A 19,356-nucleotide genomic window follows, 5' to 3' on the forward strand; every position below is an offset into this window, starting at 1 on the left:
GACGCAACCTTATCGCTGTAAGCGTCAGACAACGCAACCGTTTATAAAGAACGAGAAATCACAGGCGAGGGTGTGGCAGAGGTATCCGACACGCTGAGGCGCGCGTGGCGGCCAGGACGGAGAGTCCTGATTCCAGAAGACGCAACCTTATCGCTGTAAGCGTCAGACGATGCGGCCGTTTATAAAAAAATAAGAACTCACAGGCGAGGGTGTGACAGAGGCATCCGACACGCTGAGGCGCGCGCGGCGGCCAGGACGAGCCGACAGGACGTCGGCGAGAGCGCGGCATGAGCCAGGACGGCGAATCCGCGCGGTCCGTAAGGCTGACGTAAGCAACGAAGGGACCGCGCGGAGCGCGGCGTGAAGGCTGCCGGAAGCCGGGATTGTTAAGGGGCTGGCGAGCCCCTTAACACGCACGCCGGCAGCGCGGCTGCTGAAACTCCCCGACGCCTGGCGGGCGGAACCTGCACAGAGCCGTTCGCGCAGCGAACGCCATGCAAACCACCGGCGGGCGGAACCCGCACAGAGCCAGCCGTTCGCGCAGCGAACGCCATACAAACCACCGGCAGGCGGAACCCGCACAGAGCCAGCCGTTCGCGCAGCGAACGCCATACAAACCCCTGGCGGGCGGAACCCGCACAGAGCCATTCGCGCAGCGAACGCCATGCAAACCACCTGCGGGCGAAACCCGCACAGAGCCAGCCATTCGCGCAGCGAACGCCATGCAAATCATCAATACCGCCGATAGCTACGCTGCGCCGTACTCACTTTATAGAGATAGCGCCGCGACTCTGCAGACGGATGCTGCGTCGTCAGGGTGTTATAAACCTCACTCGGCGACATATTATTGATGGTGTTAAAGGCGCGATCCTTATCGCTGGAGAAAACGCGCAGTACGCTGCCTGCGCCGCCGTTGTAGGCGGTGATCACCGCATAGCGGCGCGACAGCGGATCCTGAATCCCGCCCAGGTAGCTGTTTTGCAGCAGCGACAGATAGGCGGTGCCCGCGTCGATATTGTTTTCCGGATCGAGCAGATAGCTGCGGCTCGGTTTGCCCCATTTGCCCTTCATACGGAACACATCAACACCCGCGGTATGCTGTACCACCTGCATCAGGCCCAGCGCGTCAGAATGGCTGACCGCATAGGGGTTGAAGCTCGATTCGGTCTGCATAATCGCCAGGATCAGCGATGCATCGACGCCATACTGCTCGGCGGCTTTACGCACTATCGGCAGATATTTGTGCGCACGCTTGTCGAGGTGGTTAGGCACCATGGGAATAGTGACCGAGTAGATAACATGCAGGCCGGAAACACGGCGCTGCAGTTTATTTTGCAGCAGGTAATCAGCGAAGTTGCCCGCGCGGCCCTGCCAGCGAATCGGCTGACCGGTATTATCCAGCACCTGGCCGTAGAGCAGCGGCTCTTTGCTGATCACAATATCGTTGGCGTCAGAGTAGAGATCGACATTGCCCGGATCGTCGCCGATCAGCAGCGTGGTAATGATCGCCTGGCGCAGGCTGGCCATCGGATCGGTACCGGAAATGGTTTCGATGGTGATGTTGCCGCTTTCGAAGTTGATATGGCTGCGGGTGTAATAGTTGTCGCTATATTTAACGTAGTCTTTCGGCCCGGCAATCAGGACTTCGTTAATACCCCAAATGTTCTCGATGTTATGCGCAAACTGGCCCATTAAAATATCGAAGCCGTTGGTGTCCTTTACCCACTCTTCGTGAAACTGCGAAGACTTCTTTCCTGAGCAGGAGACCAAAAGTGGAGCGATCACCAGCAGTGCGAGTAATTTCTTATTCATTGTAAATACGTGCCTGACCCGGAAAAGAGAGGGGCCTCAACGCTGAGGCCCTAAAATTTATGCTTCTGGCGGCGTATAGCCTTCGATGTGGACCTCTTTGCCTTCAAACAGGAAATTGACCATCTCCTTTTCCAGCACCTTACGGTCTTCCGGATTCATCATGTTGAGCTTTTTCTCGTTGATCAACATGGTCTGTTTGGCCATCCACTTCTGCCAGGCTTCTTTCGAGATCTCATTGTAGATGCGCTTACCCAGTTCGCCCGGATAGAGCTGAAAATCCTGCCCTTCAGCGTCGCGCTGTAGAAACGTACAAAAAATCGTGCGGCTCATTACTATTCCTCTTCAATCTCATGCCGGGGCAGGGCCAGCTGTTGCGGATGACGCAGCTCGTGCAAAAGCCGTTCAACCGGCGCCGCCAGCCCCACTGACGGCGGCTGGGCTAAGTTATACCAGAGACCGCCGGGTTCATCCATCGCCGCCCCGACAGATGGCCACGATAGCCACATTGGCACGATATCCAGATGAAAGTGGCTGAAGGTATGACGAAAAGCGGTTAACTGCTGCGGCTTTGACTCGATGCCGCGCGCCTGCAGCCAGTCGTGCAGCGCCTCTTCGGTGGTGAACTGCGGGAAGCAGAACAGACCGCCCCACAAACCAACCGGCGGACGCTGTTCCAGCCAGACGTCGTCGCCATCCTGTAACAGCAAAAACCAGCCGCTGCGCTCCGGCAATATCTGTTTCGGCTTTTTGCCGGGATAGTTCGCCTGGCTGTTGCTGGCGTAAGCGATGCAGCCGTTGTTAAGCGGACAGATGTCGCATTTAGGCTTTGAACGGGTGCAGACCAGCGCGCCGAGATCCATCATCGCCTGATTGAACTGGCTGACGCCCTCCGCTGGCGTCACGGTCTCGCTAATTTCCCACAGTCGCTTCTCGACATCTTTTTTGCCCGGCCAGCCGCCGACCGCGTAACAGCGGGCCAGCACGCGCTTTACGTTGCCGTCGAGGATCGGAAAGTGCTGCCCAAGCGACAGCGAGAGCACCGCGCCTGCGGTGGAACGCCCAACGCCAGGCAGCGCCGCAACATCGTCGAAATTGCGCGGGAACTCACCCTGATGCTGGTCGACAATGTGCTTCGCCGCCTTATGCAGATTGCGCGCGCGGGCGTAATAGCCCAGCCCGGTCCAGAGGTGCAGCACCTCGTCGAGCGGCGCGGCGGCCAGATCGGCGACGGTGGGAAAGCGCGCCATAAAGCGTTCAAAATAGGGAATAACGGTGGCGACCTGAGTCTGCTGCAGCATGACTTCAGAGAGCCACACTTTATAGGGCGTTTTCTCCTGCTGCCACGGCAGGGTCTTGCGGCCAAAGCGCTGATACCAGTCCAGCACCTGTTGCGCGAACTGCGGCGCTTGCATCATAAGAAGGAAATTTTCCGTGATTACTCTACACTCAGGCAGGCATTCCAGCACAGGCGCAGCCCCGGTGTAAACCTGAAGATTGCAAGGGCTTGCTTCTGCTAATTAACTTTGCATAATGCGCCTTTCCCCAAACAGGCTACTCAGCAGGCTACAACATGATTAATGACGTCATCACTCCGGAATTTGATGAGAACGGGCGGCCGCTGCGCCGTATTCGCAGTTTTGTGCGCCGCCAGGGGCGTCTGACGAAAGGACAGCAGCTGGCGCTCGACCAATACTGGCCGGAGATGGGCGTAGAGTTTCAACCTGAGCCGCTGGATCTGACGCAACTGTTTGGCCGCGACGCGCCGGTGGTGCTGGAGATCGGCTTTGGCATGGGCGCTTCGCTGGTGACCATGGCGCAGAATAACCCGCAGCAGAACTTCCTCGGTATTGAAGTGCACGCGCCGGGCGTGGGCGCCTGTCTCGCCTCCGCGAAAGAGGCGAACGTGGAGAACCTGCGCGTAATGTGTCACGACGCGGTAGAGGTACTGGAGAAGATGATCCCGGATAACTCGCTGCGCATGGTGCAGCTTTTCTTCCCCGATCCCTGGCATAAAGCGCGCCACAACAAGCGTCGCATCGTGCAGGTGCCTTTCGCCGAGCTGGTGATGCGCAAGCTGAAGCTGGGCGGGGTATTCCATATGGCCACCGACTGGGAAGCCTATGCCGAACATATGCTGGAAGTGATGAACAGTATCGACGGGTATAAAAACCTGTCGGAAACACAGGATTACGTGCCGCGTCCAGAGACGCGTCCACTGACTAAATTCGAGCAGCGCGGGCAGCGACTGGGCCACGGCGTTTGGGACTTAATGTTTGAGAGGGTTAAATAATGGCCACACATCGCAGCCGCCGTTTACGTAAAAAACTGCATATCGACGAGTTTCAGGAGCTGGGCTTCTCGGTTGCCTGGCGCTTCGCCGAGGGAACCACAGAGCAGCAGATTGATAAGACCGTTGACGACTTCATTAACGAAGTGATTGCGCCAAACGGACTGGCCTATGACGGCAGCGGCTATCTGGTGTGGGAAGGACTGATTTGCCTGCAGCGCACCGGCAAATGCACCGACGAGCATCGCGAGATGGTGCGCAAGTGGCTGGAAGATCGCCAGCTGAGCGACATCCAGGTGACCGAACTTTTCGACGTCTGGTGGGACTAAGTTCCGTATCAGCCTGGCTTATTTGCCTGGCCTACGGCTGACCTGTAATTACCGCGCCTGGTTCACATATTAGGGAGAGATTATGGTTCGTAAAACGCTTATCGCCGCGCTGCTGCTGGCAGCGACGCAGGCACAGGCTGCCTGGGAGTGCAGCGTAAAACCGCAGGATGATGTCGTGATCAAGCCGCAGAGCGTGCAGGTCGTCGGCGCGAACGGCAACCTGGAGATCTCCCCGCAGGGCGATGTGCAGTTTAACGGTCAGAAGATTGCGGTGAACAACGCGCAGCGCCAGCAGGCGATCGACTATCAGAATGCGCTGCGTCGCGATCTGCCGTGGATCGATACCGGTGCGACGACGCGTCTGGAGAAGGGCCGGGTGGCGCTGGATAAGGTGATTGTCGAGAAGCTCGGCTCCGACAGCAATGTGCGCAACCGTCTCACCACCCTGAACGGCCAGCTGAAGCAGCAGATGAACCGCATTATTGAGCACCGTGACGACGGCCTGACCTTCCATCATCAGGCGATCGACCAGGTGCGCGCCGATGGCGAACGCCTGGTGCAGAGCACTATGGGCGGCGTGTTGCAGGACAGCCTGAACGAAATGGGCACTAAGCAGGCGAGCGGCAGCAATCCGCTGCAGGCGATTATGGGCAACCTGGGCGGGCTGCAGCAGTCGATTCAGGCGGAGTGGAGTAATCAGGAGCAGGACTTCAAAAACTTCGGCCACGAAGTGTGTAACCGCGTGATTAGCCTGGAAGATCAGCGCAAGAAGCTGGTGAGCAGCGTTAAATCCTGAGCCGGTTACGTTAAGCGTTGGCCTGTCGGGGAAGTGGCAGCAGTGACAACGACCCCGACGGGCAACTTTGCGAGACTGACGTCATCCGCTTTACGCTCTGATTCGACTGGCTTAGCGCAGAGCGTCGGCACGTCTGGTGGTTACAGACGCGCCCCAGGGCGTTACTCGTTGCCCCACTGATTAAGAAACTCAGCGATCTCGTCAATGCGTAGCGCATTGATACCCGCTTCACCCGCCATCTCTTTCTGCGCCTCTTCGCTGATCTCCTCGTTATTCATTAAGCGAGTAATCAGCAGCTGGAAATAGCGCGCCAGAGCGTCACGCTCCGACTCGCTTACCGGCGTTTCGGTTTCCGTCGCGTACTCATCCGCAACGTCATAATATTTAAGTGGTATTTCATCGTTCATCATAATCTCCAGGGGTTAAACCTGCGTCACTTGCGGAGTGCAAAAGTTAGCGGCTGTCTGGGTGCGTCAGACCTTAAGCATTTTTACCGTGGCATCCACATCGATCTCATCTTCCGTGAAGATTAACGTCGTACCCTGAAAGGTCGTAATCGCCAGCTTTTTCATTGAGCGCATCTCATCGGGCTTAGCGGCTGTTTTCGGCCTGATATTGTTCAACAGCGTGCCCACGGAGAGTACGGTGTTTTTTTTATCTATGCGCGTGTCGGCAGGCACTTCCTCGCTGTAGACCAGGTAAGACTTGATCGAGGTGAGCTTGATGCGTTCGCCCGCGATAAAGATGTACTTGCTCGCCGGGACGACTTTGACCGCGTAAGCCGACAGGCCTTTATTATTGGTAGTAGGCTCGAAGGTTACTGCCGCATTTTTCTTGATCAGCTCAGGGTTGGCGACCTTGATCACATGAAAATAGCGATTGTCGCCGTTTTCATCTTTGATAAATCCAAAGCCCTTGTCCTGAAACCAGGTTGTGATCGTTCCGTTCATCGCGTTACCGCCTGTTTAATCGTTAATCTGCTCAGTTTTTTACAGCGCGCAGTGTAAAGCACAATGGCCCTACAGAACAGGGTAAGTGTGGATGATAAATTCAGGAGATGCGAGGGAGCAGCAGAGGGGTGAAAAGGGCCTTAAAAACAAAAACCCGCACAGGGCGGGTTAATTTTATTATCAGCAGAATTTAACTGCTCAGGCTGTTGCCTTCATCGCTATTGTAAGCGCCGCCGATAATTAGCGCAGCTTACAGCGGCGTGACGTTTCCAGCCGCTGGGCCTTTCGCACCATTTTCAATGGTGAAAGAAACCTGCTGGCCTTCGTCGAGGGTCTTGTAGCTGTCGCTCTGGATAGCAGAGAAGTGTACGAATACATCTTTGCTGCCGTCGCTCGGAGTGATAAAGCCAAAACCTTTATCAGAGTTGAACCATTTTACTAAACCAGTCATTTTGTTAGACATAGATACTTCCTTAATTGATGAGCCACTAAGAGCGGCGAAAATGGCCTGTAATTAGAGAGTGACTTATGGGGCACTTAGGAGGAGGCTCACGAAGAAGGGTATCTTTGGATAACACTTGAACTGAGGACTGCTTTACTAAAACTGCTTTCATAAGGTCTGTATTCCAAACCGATGACGCTATTAAGACACAGAGGATTTTATTTAGCAACTTTTATATAATTTATTTTAACCGTTTAAACGCTCAGATGGCTATATGGATGTTTGCTACAGCGAGGCTTTAATTTTGACAAAATTAATTGCTGGGAACCCGAAATGGCCGGCGCGTTTAATTTTATATTTCGCCCAGCGTCGCGATTAATTTTTGCATACAGGTCATTATCGTTCGCTCAGCAGCAACGATCTCCCTGAACATCCTGGCTATATGCCCACGCTCAAAAAAGAGGAGCAGCCGCCTTTTATCCAAGGTCAACGACGCGAAGCCCTGACCAGCATCGCTCCTCTGAGCGGGTAACCAGCACTGAGGGATCGTCGCTGATATCGCTTATCAACGAAACGATCCGGTCCATCAGGTTTTTAATCCCTTCTGAACCCACGTAGACAAACTCGTTGGTGGGCAGGGCGTAGGTAAAGCCCCTGTCGCAAACAACGCTTCGCGAAAAACCATTTTCGAGCATCGTGAACTGAAGATCGATGCGCATTTTTTCGGTCTGCTCTTTCAGCTCGACCCGGACTGTATAGCTGGCCATAAGCATGTCTAACCAGGGCTGGGATTTAAGAATACTTAAATTATAGCGGATGCCATGAGAGGAAAGGGCATTTAAGATATGTCCCATCCCTGCGGTAGACGCGCGCATTTTTGCCGCTTTTACGCTCTTGCTCGCTTTGCGCTGGACTCGATTCGCTTACGGCCGGACGCGCGGCCCCTGGCCCGTGTCGACCGCCTTCTGGCCTGCCTTTGCCTGAGATTGTAGCCAGTTCACAACTCTGGCTTTAGCCGATCATCCGCGCTCTTTTCGCGTGATAGTCTTCCTTTATGCCTCGCTCCGCTACAGATTCTATGAAACGCAGATTACCTTTTCAGGTGAAACTCTTTCTCTCGCTGGTGCTCTTTTCCTGCCTGCTGCTGGCTTTGCTGGGCGCTATCCTGTTTCATTTTATTGACCGGCAGCTGCATCATGATTTGGGGCAGCGCGCGCGCGTCCAGGCGAGCCAGATTGCGCTGATGCCCGGCCTGGCTGAGAAGGTGGCAAACCGCGATATCGCCGGTATCGCCAGTTTGATTCAGCCTCTACGCCGTCAGAGCGACGCCAGCTATATCGTGATCGGCGATGTGCATGAGCAGCATCTCTACCATTCAGAATCGCCAGAGCGCCTGAATTTGCCGCTGATTGGCGGCGACAATGCGGAGGTGCTGCAGGGGAAGACCATTATTTCAGTGCGCAGAGGGGGGATCGGCGTTTCATTGCGCAGTAAAGCGCCGATCTTTAACGCCCGGCATCAGGTTATCGGCATCGTTTCGGTCGGTTATCTCACCTCCTGGATCGCCAATATCAACGTCAGACTGCTGTGGCAGGCGAGCCTGTATGGGCTGGCCCTGCTTCTGCTGCTGTTTATTTTTTCATGGGTCTTTAGCCGCAACCTCAAGAAGCAGATGTTCTGGCTGGAGCCGAAAGATATCGCGCTGCTGGTACTACAGCAAAAAGCGCTGCTTGAGGCGATGTATGAAGGGGTATTTGCCGTTAATGCCGAGATGCAGCTGATTTTAATCAATCGCGCCGCCAGAGAGCTGCTGGATATCGATCGGAGCGAGCGAGAGCTGCTGGGCAAACCGCTCCATGAGGTGTTGCAGCTCCATCCCGCCTTTCTGAGCCAGAGCGCCACGGAGGAGAACGGCCGCCATCACGATCAGATAACCGTACTTAACCAGCGGCAGGTTATCGTCAACCGGGTGGCTATCGATCTCGAACCTGGCGAGCCAGGCGGCTGGGTATGCAGCTTCCGCGATAAAAACGATATCAATACCCTGAGCAGCCAGCTGAGCCAGGTGAAGCGCTATGCGGATAATTTGCGCATTATGCGCCATGAGCAGCTTAACTGGACCGCGACGCTGGTGGGCCTGCTGCAGATGCAGCGTTACGACGATGCGATGCGCTATATTCAGGCGCAGTCCGCCGGGGCGCAGCAGGTGCTCGATTTTGTCTCGGCGCGCTTCACTTCGCCAGCGCTGTGCGGGCTGCTGCTGGGGAAATATGTCAGCGCGCGGGAAAAAGGCGTTGAGCTTAAATTCGACCCCGCCTGCCAGCTGACCCGTATCCCTGCCGCGATGAGCGAAACGGCGCTGATGTCGGTGGTTGGGAATGTGCTGGATAACGCCGTCGACGCGACGCTCAACGTCGAAAGGCCAGCGCCGCCGGTCGAGCTTTATATCTCCGATCGCAACCACGAACTGCTGATTGAAGTCGCCGATCAAGGCTGCGGCGTGGATGAGCAGCTAAAACCGCATCTTTTTGAGCAGGGCGTAAGCAGCAAACCCTCCAGCGGTGATGAGCTGATGGGGTCGGAACACGGTATCGGGCTCTATCTGGCGGCAGGTTACGTTCATCAGGCGGGCGGCAGCATCGAAATCGCCGGCAACTCGCCGCAGGGCACTATCTTCTCGATTTTTATTCCCTTTCAGCACGCCGCTTCGACAGGAGTTTCCCATGAATAACGCGAAGGCACTGAATGTCGTGATTGTGGAGGATGAGCCGCATCTGGCTGATTTACATCGTGAGTTTATCGAGCAGCACTTTCATCTGCGCGTGGTGGGCATCGCGGCCACGCTGGAGCAGGCGCGCCAGCTAATTGAGCAGCATCAGCCGCGGCTGGTGCTGCTCGACAACTATCTGCCTGACGGCCAGGGCGTAACGCTGATTGACGATCCGCTGTTGAAACGCTTTGAATGCTCGGTGATTTTCATCACTGCCGCCAGCGATATGCAAACCTGTAGCCATGCGATGCGCAGCGGCGCGCTCGACTATCTGCTTAAACCGGTCTTTTTTCACCGCCTGCGCGCCTCGCTGGAGCGCTTTATGCTGCTGGTGCACTCAATGAGTCAGATAAAAAATGTCGATCAGCACGCGCTGGATAAGCTGTTCAATCTGCCCTCCAGCGAGGGGCCGGCGGCTCCTTCGACAAAAGGCATTGAGTCGCTGACCCTGACGCGGGTGAAAGATTTCTTTAGCGATGCGCCTGACAGTAGCTGGTCGGTAGAGCAGGTGGTGGAGAGCGTGGGGATCAGCAAAACCACCGGTCGCCGTTACCTGGAATATTGCGTGGAGATCGGCTTTATCGGCGTTGAGATGCAGTATGGCAATATCGGCCATCCGCGGCGGCTCTATCGTAAAATTACCGCCACGAAATAGTGTGATCGCGCGCAAACCCTGTGCGACGCCGACGTGGTTTTAATGGTGTTAATTGCCGAAAAAACGCCAATAATCACACTTCGCGAAGATAACGAACCGTCACCTCTTGCCTGCCTGAATCGATCGTTTATGTTGACCCTTAGTTCCCTGAGTGTAACTAAAAGGTTAAATATAATGACGAAAAATTATTCTCTCTCTCTGGTTGCCGCTACCGTATTCTTCTCCTGCTCAGCCTTCTCCGCGCCGCCGCAGGGCTATCCGGCTGATTATCAAAGCGTTATTGATGCCGCGACCAAAGAAGGCAAAGTCGTGATCTATTCCACCACCGACACGAAAGCCGCCGGGCCGCTGATCAAAGGTTTCGAAGCGACCTATCCCGGCATTAAAGTTGAATACAACGATATGAACAGCACCGAGCTGTATAACCGTTTTATCAGCGAGCAAGCCTCCGGCGGCACCAGCGGCGATGTGGTCTGGAGCTCCTCAATGGACACCGGCCTGAAGCTGGCGACCGACTATGCGCAGGAGTACCAGTCGCCTGAACTGGCGCAGCTGCCGAAGTGGGCCGTGTGGAAAAACAAGGCTTACGGCACCACCTACGAGCCGGTAGTGTTTATTTATAACAAACGGTTGATCCCCGCTGGCGACGTGCCCGATTCGCACGCCGCGCTGGCGAAGTTAATCGCCAGTCAGACCGATAAATTCAAGAGCAAAGTCACCACCTACGATATTGAAAAATCGGGTCTGGGCTTCATGCTGTCGGTGCAGGATTCCAAAGCGGATCCACACTACTTCCAGACCCTGGCTGATGTGGCGAAGGGCGGCTTAGCGGTGCAGTCTTCAACCGGCACCATGATGGAAAGGGTCTCTTCCGGCGAAAACCTGATCGGTTTCAACATCCTTGGCTCCTACGCTGAAGCGCGCGCCAAAACCGATCCTTCGCTGGGTATCGCCTGGCCGAAGGATTACACGCTGGTGCTGTCGCGCGTCTCGTTTATTAGCCAGCAAGCGCAAAACAGCCATGCGGCAAAACTGTGGCTGGATTATGTGCTCTCTGAGAAAGGGCAAAGCATCCTGGCCAGTCAGGCCGATATTCCTTCCCTGCGCAATGATATTGAAGGCAAAAACGATATTGATGGCCTGACCAAAATGTTAGGCAGCGCGCTGAAGCCTATCCCGGTCGACGAAAGCCTGCTGGAGTACCTTCAACCGAAAAAACGTCTCGACTATATCAAGCAGTGGCGCGCAGCCGCCGGTAAATAACGGCTGTATGGAAGCGCGGTCCGCTGCGTCGCGCTTCTTTTTCTCAGGATTTCGCCATTCAGGGTCTCAATATGAATGCATTGCGCAGAAAGTGGCAGAGCCTGCCGCGCGGCGTCGTGGTGCTGTTAACCGCGCTGGTTATCTACGTTCCGCTCTCCTTTATCGTCATACAGAGTTTTTTATCCGCGCCGTTCTTTGCGCCGTCTAAAGAGTGGAGCCTGGAGTCGTTTGAATTTATTTTTACCGATCCCGATTTCTACAAGGCGCTGAGAAGCGGTTTTATTCTGGCCTTTGGGCTGGTGATTATCGCCATTCCGCTGGGCGGTATTCTCGCCTTTCTGATGGTGCGTACCGATCTGCCGGGAAGACGTTTTATTGAGCCGCTGATCCTCGTGCCGATCTTCGTCTCGCCGATGGTGTTGGGGTTCGGCTATGTGGTGGCGGCCGGGCCGGTCGGCTTCTTCTCGCTGTGGGCGCAGTCCCTGCTGGGCTTTGTGCCCTGGAACATCTACGACATGTCGAGCATTGTGGTGATTGCGGGCCTGACGCACGTTCCCCATGCCTATCTCTATATCTCTTCAGCCCTGCGCAGCGTGGGATCGGATGTAGAAGAGGCCGCGCGTATCGCTGGCGCATCGCCGTTGCAGGTTATGACGGCGGTGAGCCTGCCGATGGTACGGCCCTCAATTCTCTATGCCATCGTGCTGCTGTTCTTCCTCGGGCTGGAGGTGTTTGGCCTGATGCTGGTGCTGGGCGACCCTGAAGGCAACATGGTGCTGGCAACCTATCTCTATCAGCTGACCAATAAACTCGGCACGCCTTCCTATCATCTGATGGCGGCGGTCGCGGTGGTGCTGATCTGTATTACTGTTCCACTGGTAATGCTGCAACGCCGCCTGATGCGCACCGCCAACCGCTTCGTGACCCTGAAGGGTAAAGCGTCGCAGGCGCGCGCTTTGCCGCTGGGGAAATGGCGCTGGGTAGCGGGCGCGGTGGTGGCGTTCTGGCTGACCGTGACCATCGGCGTGCCGCTGCTGGGCGTGGTGCTGCGCGCCTTTATCTCCAACTGGGGCGTCGGCGTCTCGCTGTGGGATGAGCTGTCGATCAAAACTTTCCAGACTATCTGGGCGCAGCCGAACCTGCTGCGTGCCATCGTCAACTCAATGGCGATTGGCGTTATCGGCGGCGCTTTAGCGGTGGGGTGTTACCTGTTTATCGGCATCGCCATGCACCGTAAACCTGACAACACCACGCGCTTCCTTGACTACAGCGTGCTGGTGCCGCGCGCGGTACCGGGGCTGCTGGCGGGCCTGGCCTTTCTCTGGGTATTTCTGTTTCTGCCGCTTTGGCTGGATAACTCACTCAAGTCGGGCTGGCTTGCCGATTTCGCCTGGTCTCAGTGGCTGCGCGATAACCTGATCGTCTGGCTGCGTTCGCTGCGCAGCACCATCTTCAGCGTCTGGCTGGCGTACACCGTGGTGTGGATGGCCTATGGCCTGCGGTTGATCTCCTCAACGCTGCTGCAGGTAGGGCCGGAGCTGGAAGAGGCGGCGCGCAGCACCGGCGCCACGCGCGGGCAGATTACGCGCCACGTCACTATTCCGCTATCCCGCTACGGCCTGATTGGCTCCTGGCTGCTGATGTTCCTGATTTTCGAACGCGAATACTCCACCGGCGTCTATCTGCTCTCGCCCGGTACGGAAACCATCGGCTCGATGCTGGTTTCCCTGTGGGCGGCGGGCGCCATCGATATCGTTGCTGCGCTCTCCTTTATTAACATCCTGCTGGTGGTGGTAGGCCTGGGTATTGCCCTGCGATTTGGAGTTAAATTACATGATTGAATTAACGGTTGAGAATCTGCATTTAACCTACGGCGACAACCCGGTTCTGAAAGGGGTCTCCATGAATTTACAGCGCGGCGAGGTGGTTTCGCTGCTTGGCCCCTCCGGCAGCGGCAAAACCACGCTGCTGCGCGCCGTCGCCGGGCTGGAAAAACCGACGCAGGGCAACATCACCATCGGCAAAAAACAGGTGTATGCCGGTACGCCGCGCAGCGAAATCCCGGCGGAAGAGCGCAACCTGGGGCTGGTGTTTCAGTCATACGCGCTGTGGCCGCATAAAACGGTGTTTGAGAATGTGGCCTACCCGTTAAAGCTGCGCAAAGTGGCTTCTGCGGAGATCAACCAGCGGGTGCAGGACGTGCTGACCCAACTGGGGCTGGGCCACCTCGGCAAACGCCATCCGCATCAGCTTTCCGGCGGTCAGCAGCAGCGCGTAGCGATTGGCCGCGCGCTGGTCTACAACCCGCCCGTTATCCTGCTGGATGAGCCGCTGTCGAACCTGGACGCCAAACTGCGCGAAGAGGCGCGCGTCTTTCTGCGCGAGCTGATCATCAAGCTGGGCCTCTCCGCGCTGATGGTGACGCACGATCAAAATGAGGCGATGGCGATTTCCGATCGCATCCTGCTGCTTAATAACGGCAAGATTGAGCAGCAGGGGACGCCGCAGGAGATGTACGGATCGCCCAGGACGCTGTTTACCGCGGAGTTTATGGGCAGCAATAACCGGCTACACGGTAAAATCACCGAGCTGCGCGACGGCAAAGCGCGTATCGAGGGCAAAGGCTGGGCGCTGTGGGGTATCGCAGGCGAAGGGGTGCAAAACGGTCAGGAGGCCACGGCGGTGATTCGAGTAGAACGCGTGAGGCTGGAGGAGGGGCCGGGTGAAAACCAGCTGGAGCTGCCGCTGCTGACCAGCATGTATCTTGGCGACCGCTGGGAGTATCTGTTCCGCACCGCAGGCGATGACTTTGTTATCCGCGCCTATGGCAACGAGGTGCGCGACCCTCAGCATTGCCGGCTGGCATTACCCGAAAACCATCTGTGGATCTTCCCGAAATCATAACGTCAGGGGCGGCTTTCGCCGCCCCTGTTGCCTGCGCTTACTCCTCTGCCAGAAAAAGCTCCAGCAGCGAGTTTAAAAACAGTTTGCCTTTATCCGTTATCTGCCAGTGCGTAGCGTTTTCCGCTACGTAACCGGCCGCGATCGCCGCATCCATCTGCGGCCGAATCTTGCTCTCGCTCAGACCGGTGTAGCGGGTAAATTCCTCGCGCGGCGCCGCTTCCAGCAGGCGAAAGCGGTTCATAAAGTATTCGAACGGCTTCTCGTCGTCGGCGACTTCATACTGCTTCTCCTGATAGCGGCCCTGCATAAAGCCGCGCGGATGACGCGTCTTCACGGTACGCACGATGCGCCCGTCCGGCTGGGTCAGCTTGCCGTGTGCCCCGCAGCCGATGCCGAGGTAGTCGCCGAAGCGCCAGTAGTTAAGGTTATGCTCGCAGCGGTAGCCCGGCTTCGCATAGGCGGAGGTCTCATACTGCTGATAACCCGCGGCGGTGAGCAGACGATCTCCTTGCTCGAAGATATCCCACAGCGCGTCGTCGTCCGGCAGCACCGGTGGCCGCGAGCCAAACAGCGTATTCGGCTCGATGGTCAGCTGATACCAGGAGAGGTGCGGCGGATTAAGCGCAATCGCCTGCTCCAGGTCGCTCAGCGCCTCCTCCAGCGACTGATCGGGCAGGCCATGCATCAGGTCGAGGTTGAAGCTGCGCAGATGCAGCCCCTCAGCCAGCTGCGCGGCGCGTTTCGCCTCTTCCGGGCCGTGGATGCGCCCCAGCCGCTCCAGCTTCTGCGGGCTGAAGCTCTGCACGCCGATAGAGATACGGTTAATCCCGGCGCGCTGGTAGGCGCTGAAGCGGTCCGCCTCTACGGTGCCAGGATTGGCCTCCATGGTGATCTCCGCATCCGCCGCCAGCGGCAGACGCGCACGCACGCCGTCCATCAGCATCTGCATCGCCTCGCTGCTGAGCAGGCTTGGCGTGCCGCCGCCAATAAAGATAGTGCGCACTTCGCGCCCCTGGGTCAGCGGCAGGTCGTTTTCCAGATCGCGCAGCAGGTGCTGCACATACTCAACGTGCGGCACCTCGCCTTTGAGCGCATGGGAGTTAAAGTCGCAGTAGGGGCACTTCTGCACGCACCACGGAATATGGATATAGAGGCTTAACGTCGGTAAATCAGGCATTGCGCATCGCTTCCAGCAGCAGCGTCAATGCTTTGCCCCGATGAGAAACCGCGCCTTTTTCCGTTTTGCTTAGCTCGGCGGCGGTTTTGCCCAGTTCGGGCACGTAGAAAACTGGATCGTAGCCGAAGCCGCCTTCACCCGCCGCTGAGCGAGTGATTTCGCCCGCCCAGCTGCCGTGGAACACCAGCGGCGTCGGGTCTTCCGCGTGGCGCAGATAGACCAGCACGCAGTGGAACTGCGCCTGGCGTGCGCCGTCCGGCACTGTTTCCAGCGCCTGAAGCAGCTTCTCAAGGTTCTCCCGATCGCTGGCCGCTTCTCCGGCGTAGCGCGCCGAATAGATGCCCGGCGCGCCGCCCAGCGCATCCACCGCCAGGCCGGAGTCGTCGGCGATGGCGGGCAGGCCGGTGATCTGCGCGGCGTGACGCGCTTTCAGAATGGCGTTTTCGATAAAGGTCAGGCCGGTCTCTTCCGCCGACTCCACGCCCAGATCGGTTTGCGCCACAATATCCAGGCCAAAGGCGGAGAGCAGATCCGCCAGTTCACGTACCTTGCCGGGATTGCCGGTGGCGAGCACAACTTTTTGCATAGCAGTTCCAGTCATATTTACAGCAGAAACCAGAGGCCTGGAAACAGGTCCATACCGAGGAAATTCAGCGCATAGAGCACCAGGATCACAATCATGGCGGAGAAGTCGATGCCGCCCATCGCAGGCAGCATGCGGCGAATTGGCGCCATCAGCGGCTCAGTCAGCTGGATCAACACATAGTCCAGCGGGCCGCGGCCCTGGCTGATCCAGCTCATCAGCGAGCGAATGATAATCACCCAGAACACCAGGTAGCCAGCGGACTTCACCAGCGACAGCAGACCGACCAGCAGGTTGGCCGGATCGACCGAGAAAGCGCCGACCTGGATCAGCAACAAAATCGGGTATTTCAGCGTCGTCAGCACAAACGCCAGCAGCAGCGAGGCGGTATCCACCGGGCCGATAGCCGGAATAACGCGGCGCAGCGGCTTGATAATCGGCTGGGTGATCTTGACGACGAACTGCGACAGCGGGTTGTAAAAATCGCAACGCGACCACTGCATCCAGATGCGCAGCAGCAGCACCATCACATACAGGTCGATCAGCGTTTTGACTAAAAACGTCAGTGTTAACATGAGGTTCCTCAATTATTGTTGTGGGTTGCGCACATAGTCCCGCGCGCCGAAAATCGCGGTGCCGATACGCACCATGGTGCTGCCAGCTTCAATCGCCGCTTCCATGTCGTCGCTCATTCCCAGAGAAAGCGTATCGACGTCGGGATAGTGCTGCTTCAGCTGGCGAAAAGCGTCAGCCATCTGCTGGCACACTGCCAGCTGACGCGAATAGTCGCTTTCCGGCGCCGGAATCGCCATCAGGCCGCGCAGACGCAGCTGCGGCAGCGCGGCGACCTGCTGCGCCAGCTCAGGCAAATCCTCCAGCATGATGCCAGATTTGCTGTTTTCGTCACTGATATTTACCTGAATCAACACATTCAGCGGCGGCAGCGAGGCGGGACGCTGGTCGCTCAGGCGCTGGGCAATCTTCAGGCGGTCCACCGTATGGCACCAGGCGAAATGCTCCGCCACCAGACGGCTTTTATTGGACTGTAGCGGGCCGATGAAGTGCCACTCCACCTGAGGATGTGCGGCCAGCGCCGCAATCTTTTCAACCCCTTCCTGCACGTAATTTTCGCCAAAGGCGATCTGTCCGGCGGCGATAGCTTCTTCGACCGCGCCCGCAGGTTTGGTTTTGCTCACGGCAAGCAGCGTAACTTCTTCTGGATCGCGCCCGCATTGCGTCGCGGCAGCGCGGATGCGCTGACGCAGTTGCTGTAGGTTGTGCTGGATTGAGGTCATCGTCAGGAGGCTGTCTATGGAGTTGGAAGAAATGGTGGCGCTTAGTGTAAAACATAATGCCGCCGATCTGCACCTGTGCAGCGGACATTCCCCGCGCTGGCGACGCCACGGCAGGCTGGAGCGCATCCCCGATCTCGCGCCGCTGACGGCCGACTGGCTGGAACGCTTCGCCGGGCGATATCTGGAGCTGCGGCAGCGCGATGAGCTGGCGGCGCAGGGGCAAACCGACTTCGCGCTCTCCCTTGCCAGCGGTCAGCGGCTGCGCGGCAATCTGTTTGTCCAGCGGCAGGGGCTGTCGCTGGCGCTGCGTACGCTGGCGACCCGTTGTCCGACGCTGGAAAGCCTGCGCCTGCCGCCTGCGGTGCCGCGCTGGCTGGAAATGGATAACGGCTTGATTTTAGTAACCGGCGCGACCGGCAGCGGAAAATCGACCACGCTCGCCGCAATGGTTGACGCCATCAATCGCCAGCAGGCAAAGCATATTATTACGCTGGAAGATCCCATCGAGTTTATCCACCAGAGCCAGCGCTCGCTGATCCAGCAGCGCGAGATCGGCGCGCACTGCGCTTCGTTCAGCCTTGGGCTGCGCGGCGCACTGCGTGAAGACCCCGACGTTATTCTGCTGGGCGAGTTGCGCGACGGCGACACCATTCGCCAGGCGCTTACCGCCGCCGAAACCGGACATCTGGTGCTCGCCACGCTGCATACGCGCGGCGCGGCGCAGGCGGTCGATCGTCTGGTGGATGCCTTTCCAGCGGAGGAGAAAAATCTGGTGCGCACCCAGCTGGCGGGTAGCCTGAAAGCGGTGATGGCGCAGAAGCTGGTGCCGTCGCGCGACGGCGAACGCATCGGATTGTTTGAGGTGCTGATCGCCACGCCCGCCATTGCCAGCCTGATCCGCGACGGCAAGCTGCATCAAATCGGCGCGCTGCTGCAAACCGGCGCGCAGGCCGGTATGCAGACCTTTGAGCAGAGCCTGCTGGCGCGCCAGCGGGAAGGGCTGATTGCGACCGAGACGGGCGAGGGCGGGTGGCCCGCCTGAGCTGGCGTCTCAGTGAGTTTCGAACCAGTCCTGCAGAATAATCGCCGCCGACTGCGAATCCACCGAGCCTTTATTCAGCGCGCGATAGCCGCCGCGCTCAAACAGACCGGCGCGCGCCTCTACGGTGCTGAGGCGCTCATCCTGCAGCTCGACGCGAACGCCGAAGCGGCCATGCAGGCGACTGGCGAACTTACGCGCGCGCGCCGTGAGCGGCTGTTCAGTGCCGTCCATATTCAGCGGCAGGCCGACCACAACGAAATCGGGCTGCCACTCTTTCAGCAGGCGCTCTATCTGCAGCCAGTCCGGGGTGCCGTCCTGTGCTTTCAGCGCGGCAAGCGGACGGGCGCTGCCGGTAAGCTGCTGACCAACCGCCACGCCGATGCTTTTCGTGCCGAAGTCGAAGCCCAGCAGGGTTTGCGTCGTCATCAGGCGTGTCCCGCATCGCTGGCGATGCTGTGGATATCGATGCCTATGCTGCGTGCCGCTTCGCGCCAGCGATCGGCAATCGGCGTCTGGAACAGAATATTGCTGTTGGCAGGTGTGGTAAGCCAGGCGTTCTCCATCAGCTCGTTTTCCAGCTGATCTTTCTCCCAGGCGCAATAGCCCAGCGCCACCAGCACATGCTCCGGCTGCGAAGCAGTGCCGAGCGACTCCAGCACGTCGCGCGAGGTGGTGATCACCGTGTTGTCGGAGATGCGGATGCTGGACGAGAAGGTGCGCTGCGCGGAGTGAAGAATAAAGCCGCGATCCTCAGCCAGCGGGCCGCCGCTGAATACCGGTTTGTCCAGACGAACCGCAGGATCGCGCTCGCCGGAGGTGATTTTCAGCTTCTTTAAAATGCCTTCGACCGTCAGGTTTTCCATCGGCTTGTTGATAATCAAACCCATCGCCCCCTCTTCATTGTGCTCGCAGATATAGACCACGGAGCGCTTGAAAAAAGGATCCTGCAGTGAAGGCATGGCAATCAAAAAATGATGCTGTAAATTCATTCTCACTCGATGTACCAAAAATAGCCGGCGCGGGTATGCGCCGGTTTGGGTTGATCACGGAG

At 57.7% G+C, this 19,356-nt stretch carries 22 protein-coding genes; 9 read left to right on the forward strand and 13 right to left on the reverse strand.

Annotated features, from left to right (window positions below):
* Window positions 1–732: 732 nt before the first annotated feature.
* The 3 genes from mltC to mutY are packed head-to-tail and all read right to left on the reverse strand — an operon-like array spanning window position 733 to window position 3,227.
* Window positions 733–1,812, reverse strand: coding sequence for a membrane-bound lytic murein transglycosylase MltC (gene mltC / locus MHZ89_RS16070; RefSeq protein ID WP_311783853.1), 1,080 nt, complete (start codon window positions 1,810–1,812; stop codon window positions 733–735).
* 57 nt (window positions 1,813–1,869) lie between these two features.
* Window positions 1,870–2,142, reverse strand: a complete 273-nt coding sequence (locus tag MHZ89_RS16075; RefSeq protein ID WP_033792153.1) for an oxidative damage protection protein — start codon at window positions 2,140–2,142, stop codon at window positions 1,870–1,872.
* 2 nt (window positions 2,143–2,144) lie between these two features.
* Window positions 2,145–3,227, reverse strand: coding sequence for an A/G-specific adenine glycosylase (gene mutY / locus MHZ89_RS16080; RefSeq protein ID WP_311783854.1), 1,083 nt, complete (start codon window positions 3,225–3,227; stop codon window positions 2,145–2,147).
* 155 nt (window positions 3,228–3,382) lie between these two features.
* On the opposite strand from mutY, the gene trmB reads away from it, so the two are divergent.
* The 3 genes from trmB to MHZ89_RS16095 all read left to right on the forward strand — a co-directional run bounded on the left by trmB (window position 3,383) and on the right by MHZ89_RS16095 (window position 5,224).
* On the forward strand, window positions 3,383–4,102 hold the full coding sequence (gene trmB / locus MHZ89_RS16085; RefSeq protein ID WP_311783855.1) for a tRNA (guanosine(46)-N7)-methyltransferase TrmB: 720 nt from the start codon (window positions 3,383–3,385) through the stop codon (window positions 4,100–4,102).
* Window positions 4,102–4,428, forward strand: coding sequence for a YggL family protein (locus MHZ89_RS16090; RefSeq protein WP_311783856.1), 327 nt, complete (start codon window positions 4,102–4,104; stop codon window positions 4,426–4,428). Before trmB ends, MHZ89_RS16090 begins: the two co-directional genes overlap by 1 nt.
* An 82-nt stretch (window positions 4,429–4,510) precedes the next feature.
* Complete coding sequence (locus tag MHZ89_RS16095) at window positions 4,511–5,224, forward strand: DUF2884 domain-containing protein (protein ID WP_120454606.1); 714 nt, start codon at window positions 4,511–4,513, stop codon at window positions 5,222–5,224.
* Between the two features lie 161 nt (window positions 5,225–5,385).
* Here MHZ89_RS16095 and MHZ89_RS16100 read toward each other — a convergent pair whose 3' ends face one another.
* From MHZ89_RS16100 to MHZ89_RS16115, 4 genes are all read right to left on the reverse strand, one after another.
* Window positions 5,386–5,631, reverse strand: a complete 246-nt coding sequence (locus MHZ89_RS16100) for a DUF2543 family protein (RefSeq protein WP_126690107.1) — start codon at window positions 5,629–5,631, stop codon at window positions 5,386–5,388.
* Between the two features lie 66 nt (window positions 5,632–5,697).
* Window positions 5,698–6,174 (reverse strand): cold shock domain-containing protein, encoded by a 477-nt coding sequence (locus MHZ89_RS16105; RefSeq protein ID WP_311783857.1) that lies wholly within the window; start codon window positions 6,172–6,174, stop codon window positions 5,698–5,700.
* A 250-nt stretch (window positions 6,175–6,424) separates the two neighbouring features.
* Window positions 6,425–6,637 carry an RNA chaperone/antiterminator CspA gene (cspA, locus tag MHZ89_RS16110; protein WP_120454600.1) on the reverse strand — a complete coding sequence of 71 codons (213 nt, stop codon included), beginning with the start codon at window positions 6,635–6,637 and terminating at the stop codon, window positions 6,425–6,427.
* A gap of 455 nt (window positions 6,638–7,092) precedes the next feature.
* Window positions 7,093–7,491, reverse strand: coding sequence for a hypothetical protein (locus MHZ89_RS16115; RefSeq protein ID WP_311783858.1), 399 nt, complete (start codon window positions 7,489–7,491; stop codon window positions 7,093–7,095).
* A gap of 203 nt (window positions 7,492–7,694) precedes the next feature.
* On the opposite strand from MHZ89_RS16115, the gene MHZ89_RS16120 reads away from it, so the two are divergent.
* The 5 genes from MHZ89_RS16120 to MHZ89_RS16140 all read left to right on the forward strand — a co-directional run bounded on the left by MHZ89_RS16120 (window position 7,695) and on the right by MHZ89_RS16140 (window position 14,208).
* Window positions 7,695–9,347, forward strand: a complete 1,653-nt coding sequence (locus MHZ89_RS16120; RefSeq protein ID WP_311783859.1) for a sensor histidine kinase — start codon at window positions 7,695–7,697, stop codon at window positions 9,345–9,347.
* Entirely contained in the window at window positions 9,340–10,041 is a 702-nt protein-coding gene (locus tag MHZ89_RS16125; RefSeq protein WP_311783860.1) for a response regulator, read from the forward strand. The genes MHZ89_RS16120 and MHZ89_RS16125 overlap by 8 nt, the downstream gene beginning before the upstream one ends.
* A 174-nt stretch (window positions 10,042–10,215) precedes the next feature.
* Complete coding sequence (locus MHZ89_RS16130; RefSeq protein ID WP_126690051.1) at window positions 10,216–11,304, forward strand: ABC transporter substrate-binding protein; 1,089 nt, start codon at window positions 10,216–10,218, stop codon at window positions 11,302–11,304.
* Window positions 11,305–11,375: 71 nt separating this feature from the next.
* Window positions 11,376–13,145: an iron ABC transporter permease gene (locus tag MHZ89_RS16135; protein WP_311783861.1), complete on the forward strand. Its 1,770-nt coding sequence runs from the start codon at window positions 11,376–11,378 to the stop codon at window positions 13,143–13,145.
* Window positions 13,138–14,208 carry an ABC transporter ATP-binding protein gene (locus MHZ89_RS16140; RefSeq protein WP_311783862.1) on the forward strand — a complete coding sequence of 357 codons (1,071 nt, stop codon included), beginning with the start codon at window positions 13,138–13,140 and terminating at the stop codon, window positions 14,206–14,208. Before MHZ89_RS16135 ends, MHZ89_RS16140 begins: the two co-directional genes overlap by 8 nt.
* A gap of 37 nt (window positions 14,209–14,245) precedes the next feature.
* Here MHZ89_RS16140 and hemW read toward each other — a convergent pair whose 3' ends face one another.
* Genes hemW through MHZ89_RS16160 form a run of 4 tightly spaced genes read right to left on the reverse strand, consistent with a single transcriptional unit; the run spans window position 14,246 to window position 17,263 of the window.
* A complete protein-coding gene (gene hemW, locus MHZ89_RS16145; RefSeq protein ID WP_311783863.1) occupies window positions 14,246–15,385 on the reverse strand; it encodes a radical SAM family heme chaperone HemW in 1,140 nt (379 codons plus the stop codon).
* Window positions 15,378–15,971, reverse strand: coding sequence for an XTP/dITP diphosphatase (locus tag MHZ89_RS16150; RefSeq protein ID WP_311783864.1), 594 nt, complete (start codon window positions 15,969–15,971; stop codon window positions 15,378–15,380). Before MHZ89_RS16150 ends, hemW begins: the two co-directional genes overlap by 8 nt.
* 17 nt (window positions 15,972–15,988) lie before the next feature.
* The gene (locus MHZ89_RS16155; protein WP_311783865.1) at window positions 15,989–16,543 is read right to left on the reverse strand and encodes a YggT family protein; all 555 of its coding nucleotides are present in this window, start codon (window positions 16,541–16,543) and stop codon (window positions 15,989–15,991) included.
* A gap of 12 nt (window positions 16,544–16,555) precedes the next feature.
* Window positions 16,556–17,263 carry a YggS family pyridoxal phosphate-dependent enzyme gene (locus tag MHZ89_RS16160; protein WP_311783866.1) on the reverse strand — a complete coding sequence of 236 codons (708 nt, stop codon included), beginning with the start codon at window positions 17,261–17,263 and terminating at the stop codon, window positions 16,556–16,558.
* 16 nt (window positions 17,264–17,279) lie between these two features.
* Between MHZ89_RS16160 and MHZ89_RS16165 the strand changes: the two genes are divergently transcribed.
* Window positions 17,280–18,305, forward strand: coding sequence for a type IV pilus twitching motility protein PilT (locus MHZ89_RS16165; RefSeq protein ID WP_311783867.1), 1,026 nt, complete (start codon window positions 17,280–17,282; stop codon window positions 18,303–18,305).
* 9 nt (window positions 18,306–18,314) lie between these two features.
* Here MHZ89_RS16165 and ruvX read toward each other — a convergent pair whose 3' ends face one another.
* Together ruvX and MHZ89_RS16175 are read right to left on the reverse strand one after the other, a co-directional pair.
* The gene (ruvX, locus tag MHZ89_RS16170) at window positions 18,315–18,731 is read right to left on the reverse strand and encodes a Holliday junction resolvase RuvX (RefSeq protein WP_081140873.1); all 417 of its coding nucleotides are present in this window, start codon (window positions 18,729–18,731) and stop codon (window positions 18,315–18,317) included.
* Window positions 18,731–19,294: a YqgE/AlgH family protein gene (locus MHZ89_RS16175; RefSeq protein ID WP_120454575.1), complete on the reverse strand. Its 564-nt coding sequence runs from the start codon at window positions 19,292–19,294 to the stop codon at window positions 18,731–18,733. The genes ruvX and MHZ89_RS16175 overlap by 1 nt, the downstream gene beginning before the upstream one ends.
* Window positions 19,295–19,356: the final 62 nt, after the last annotated feature.

Origin of the sequence: Pantoea sp. ACRSB, from assembly GCF_022346905.1 — a bacterium.
GTDB classification, from domain to species: Bacteria; Pseudomonadota; Gammaproteobacteria; order Enterobacterales; family Enterobacteriaceae; genus Pantoea; species Pantoea piersonii.

What these genes read in the sequence shown, in the direction of transcription:
- mltC (WP_311783853.1), bottom strand. Translation starts at nt 1,812, where the DNA reads ATGAATAAGAAATTACTCGCACTGCTGGTGATCGCTCCACTTTTGGTC.
- MHZ89_RS16075 (WP_033792153.1), bottom strand. Translation starts at nt 2,142, where the DNA reads ATGAGCCGCACGATTTTTTGTACGTTTCTACAGCGCGACGCTGAAGGG.
- mutY (WP_311783854.1), bottom strand. Translation starts at nt 3,227, where the DNA reads ATGATGCAAGCGCCGCAGTTCGCGCAACAGGTGCTGGACTGGTATCAG.
- trmB (WP_311783855.1), top strand. Translation starts at nt 3,383, where the DNA reads ATGATTAATGACGTCATCACTCCGGAATTTGATGAGAACGGGCGGCCG.
- MHZ89_RS16090 (WP_311783856.1), top strand. Translation starts at nt 4,102, where the DNA reads ATGGCCACACATCGCAGCCGCCGTTTACGTAAAAAACTGCATATCGAC.
- MHZ89_RS16095 (WP_120454606.1), top strand. Translation starts at nt 4,511, where the DNA reads ATGGTTCGTAAAACGCTTATCGCCGCGCTGCTGCTGGCAGCGACGCAG.
- MHZ89_RS16100 (WP_126690107.1), bottom strand. Translation starts at nt 5,631, where the DNA reads ATGAACGATGAAATACCACTTAAATATTATGACGTTGCGGATGAGTAC.
- MHZ89_RS16105 (WP_311783857.1), bottom strand. Translation starts at nt 6,174, where the DNA reads ATGAACGGAACGATCACAACCTGGTTTCAGGACAAGGGCTTTGGATTT.
- cspA (WP_120454600.1), bottom strand. Translation starts at nt 6,637, where the DNA reads ATGTCTAACAAAATGACTGGTTTAGTAAAATGGTTCAACTCTGATAAA.
- MHZ89_RS16115 (WP_311783858.1), bottom strand. Translation starts at nt 7,491, where the DNA reads ATGCGCGCGTCTACCGCAGGGATGGGACATATCTTAAATGCCCTTTCC.
- MHZ89_RS16120 (WP_311783859.1), top strand. Translation starts at nt 7,695, where the DNA reads ATGAAACGCAGATTACCTTTTCAGGTGAAACTCTTTCTCTCGCTGGTG.
- MHZ89_RS16125 (WP_311783860.1), top strand. Translation starts at nt 9,340, where the DNA reads ATGAATAACGCGAAGGCACTGAATGTCGTGATTGTGGAGGATGAGCCG.
- MHZ89_RS16130 (WP_126690051.1), top strand. Translation starts at nt 10,216, where the DNA reads ATGACGAAAAATTATTCTCTCTCTCTGGTTGCCGCTACCGTATTCTTC.
- MHZ89_RS16135 (WP_311783861.1), top strand. Translation starts at nt 11,376, where the DNA reads ATGAATGCATTGCGCAGAAAGTGGCAGAGCCTGCCGCGCGGCGTCGTG.
- MHZ89_RS16140 (WP_311783862.1), top strand. Translation starts at nt 13,138, where the DNA reads ATGATTGAATTAACGGTTGAGAATCTGCATTTAACCTACGGCGACAAC.
- hemW (WP_311783863.1), bottom strand. Translation starts at nt 15,385, where the DNA reads ATGCCTGATTTACCGACGTTAAGCCTCTATATCCATATTCCGTGGTGC.
- MHZ89_RS16150 (WP_311783864.1), bottom strand. Translation starts at nt 15,971, where the DNA reads ATGCAAAAAGTTGTGCTCGCCACCGGCAATCCCGGCAAGGTACGTGAA.
- MHZ89_RS16155 (WP_311783865.1), bottom strand. Translation starts at nt 16,543, where the DNA reads ATGTTAACACTGACGTTTTTAGTCAAAACGCTGATCGACCTGTATGTG.
- MHZ89_RS16160 (WP_311783866.1), bottom strand. Translation starts at nt 17,263, where the DNA reads ATGACCTCAATCCAGCACAACCTACAGCAACTGCGTCAGCGCATCCGC.
- MHZ89_RS16165 (WP_311783867.1), top strand. Translation starts at nt 17,280, where the DNA reads ATGGAGTTGGAAGAAATGGTGGCGCTTAGTGTAAAACATAATGCCGCC.
- ruvX (WP_081140873.1), bottom strand. Translation starts at nt 18,731, where the DNA reads ATGACGACGCAAACCCTGCTGGGCTTCGACTTCGGCACGAAAAGCATC.
- MHZ89_RS16175 (WP_120454575.1), bottom strand. Translation starts at nt 19,294, where the DNA reads ATGAATTTACAGCATCATTTTTTGATTGCCATGCCTTCACTGCAGGAT.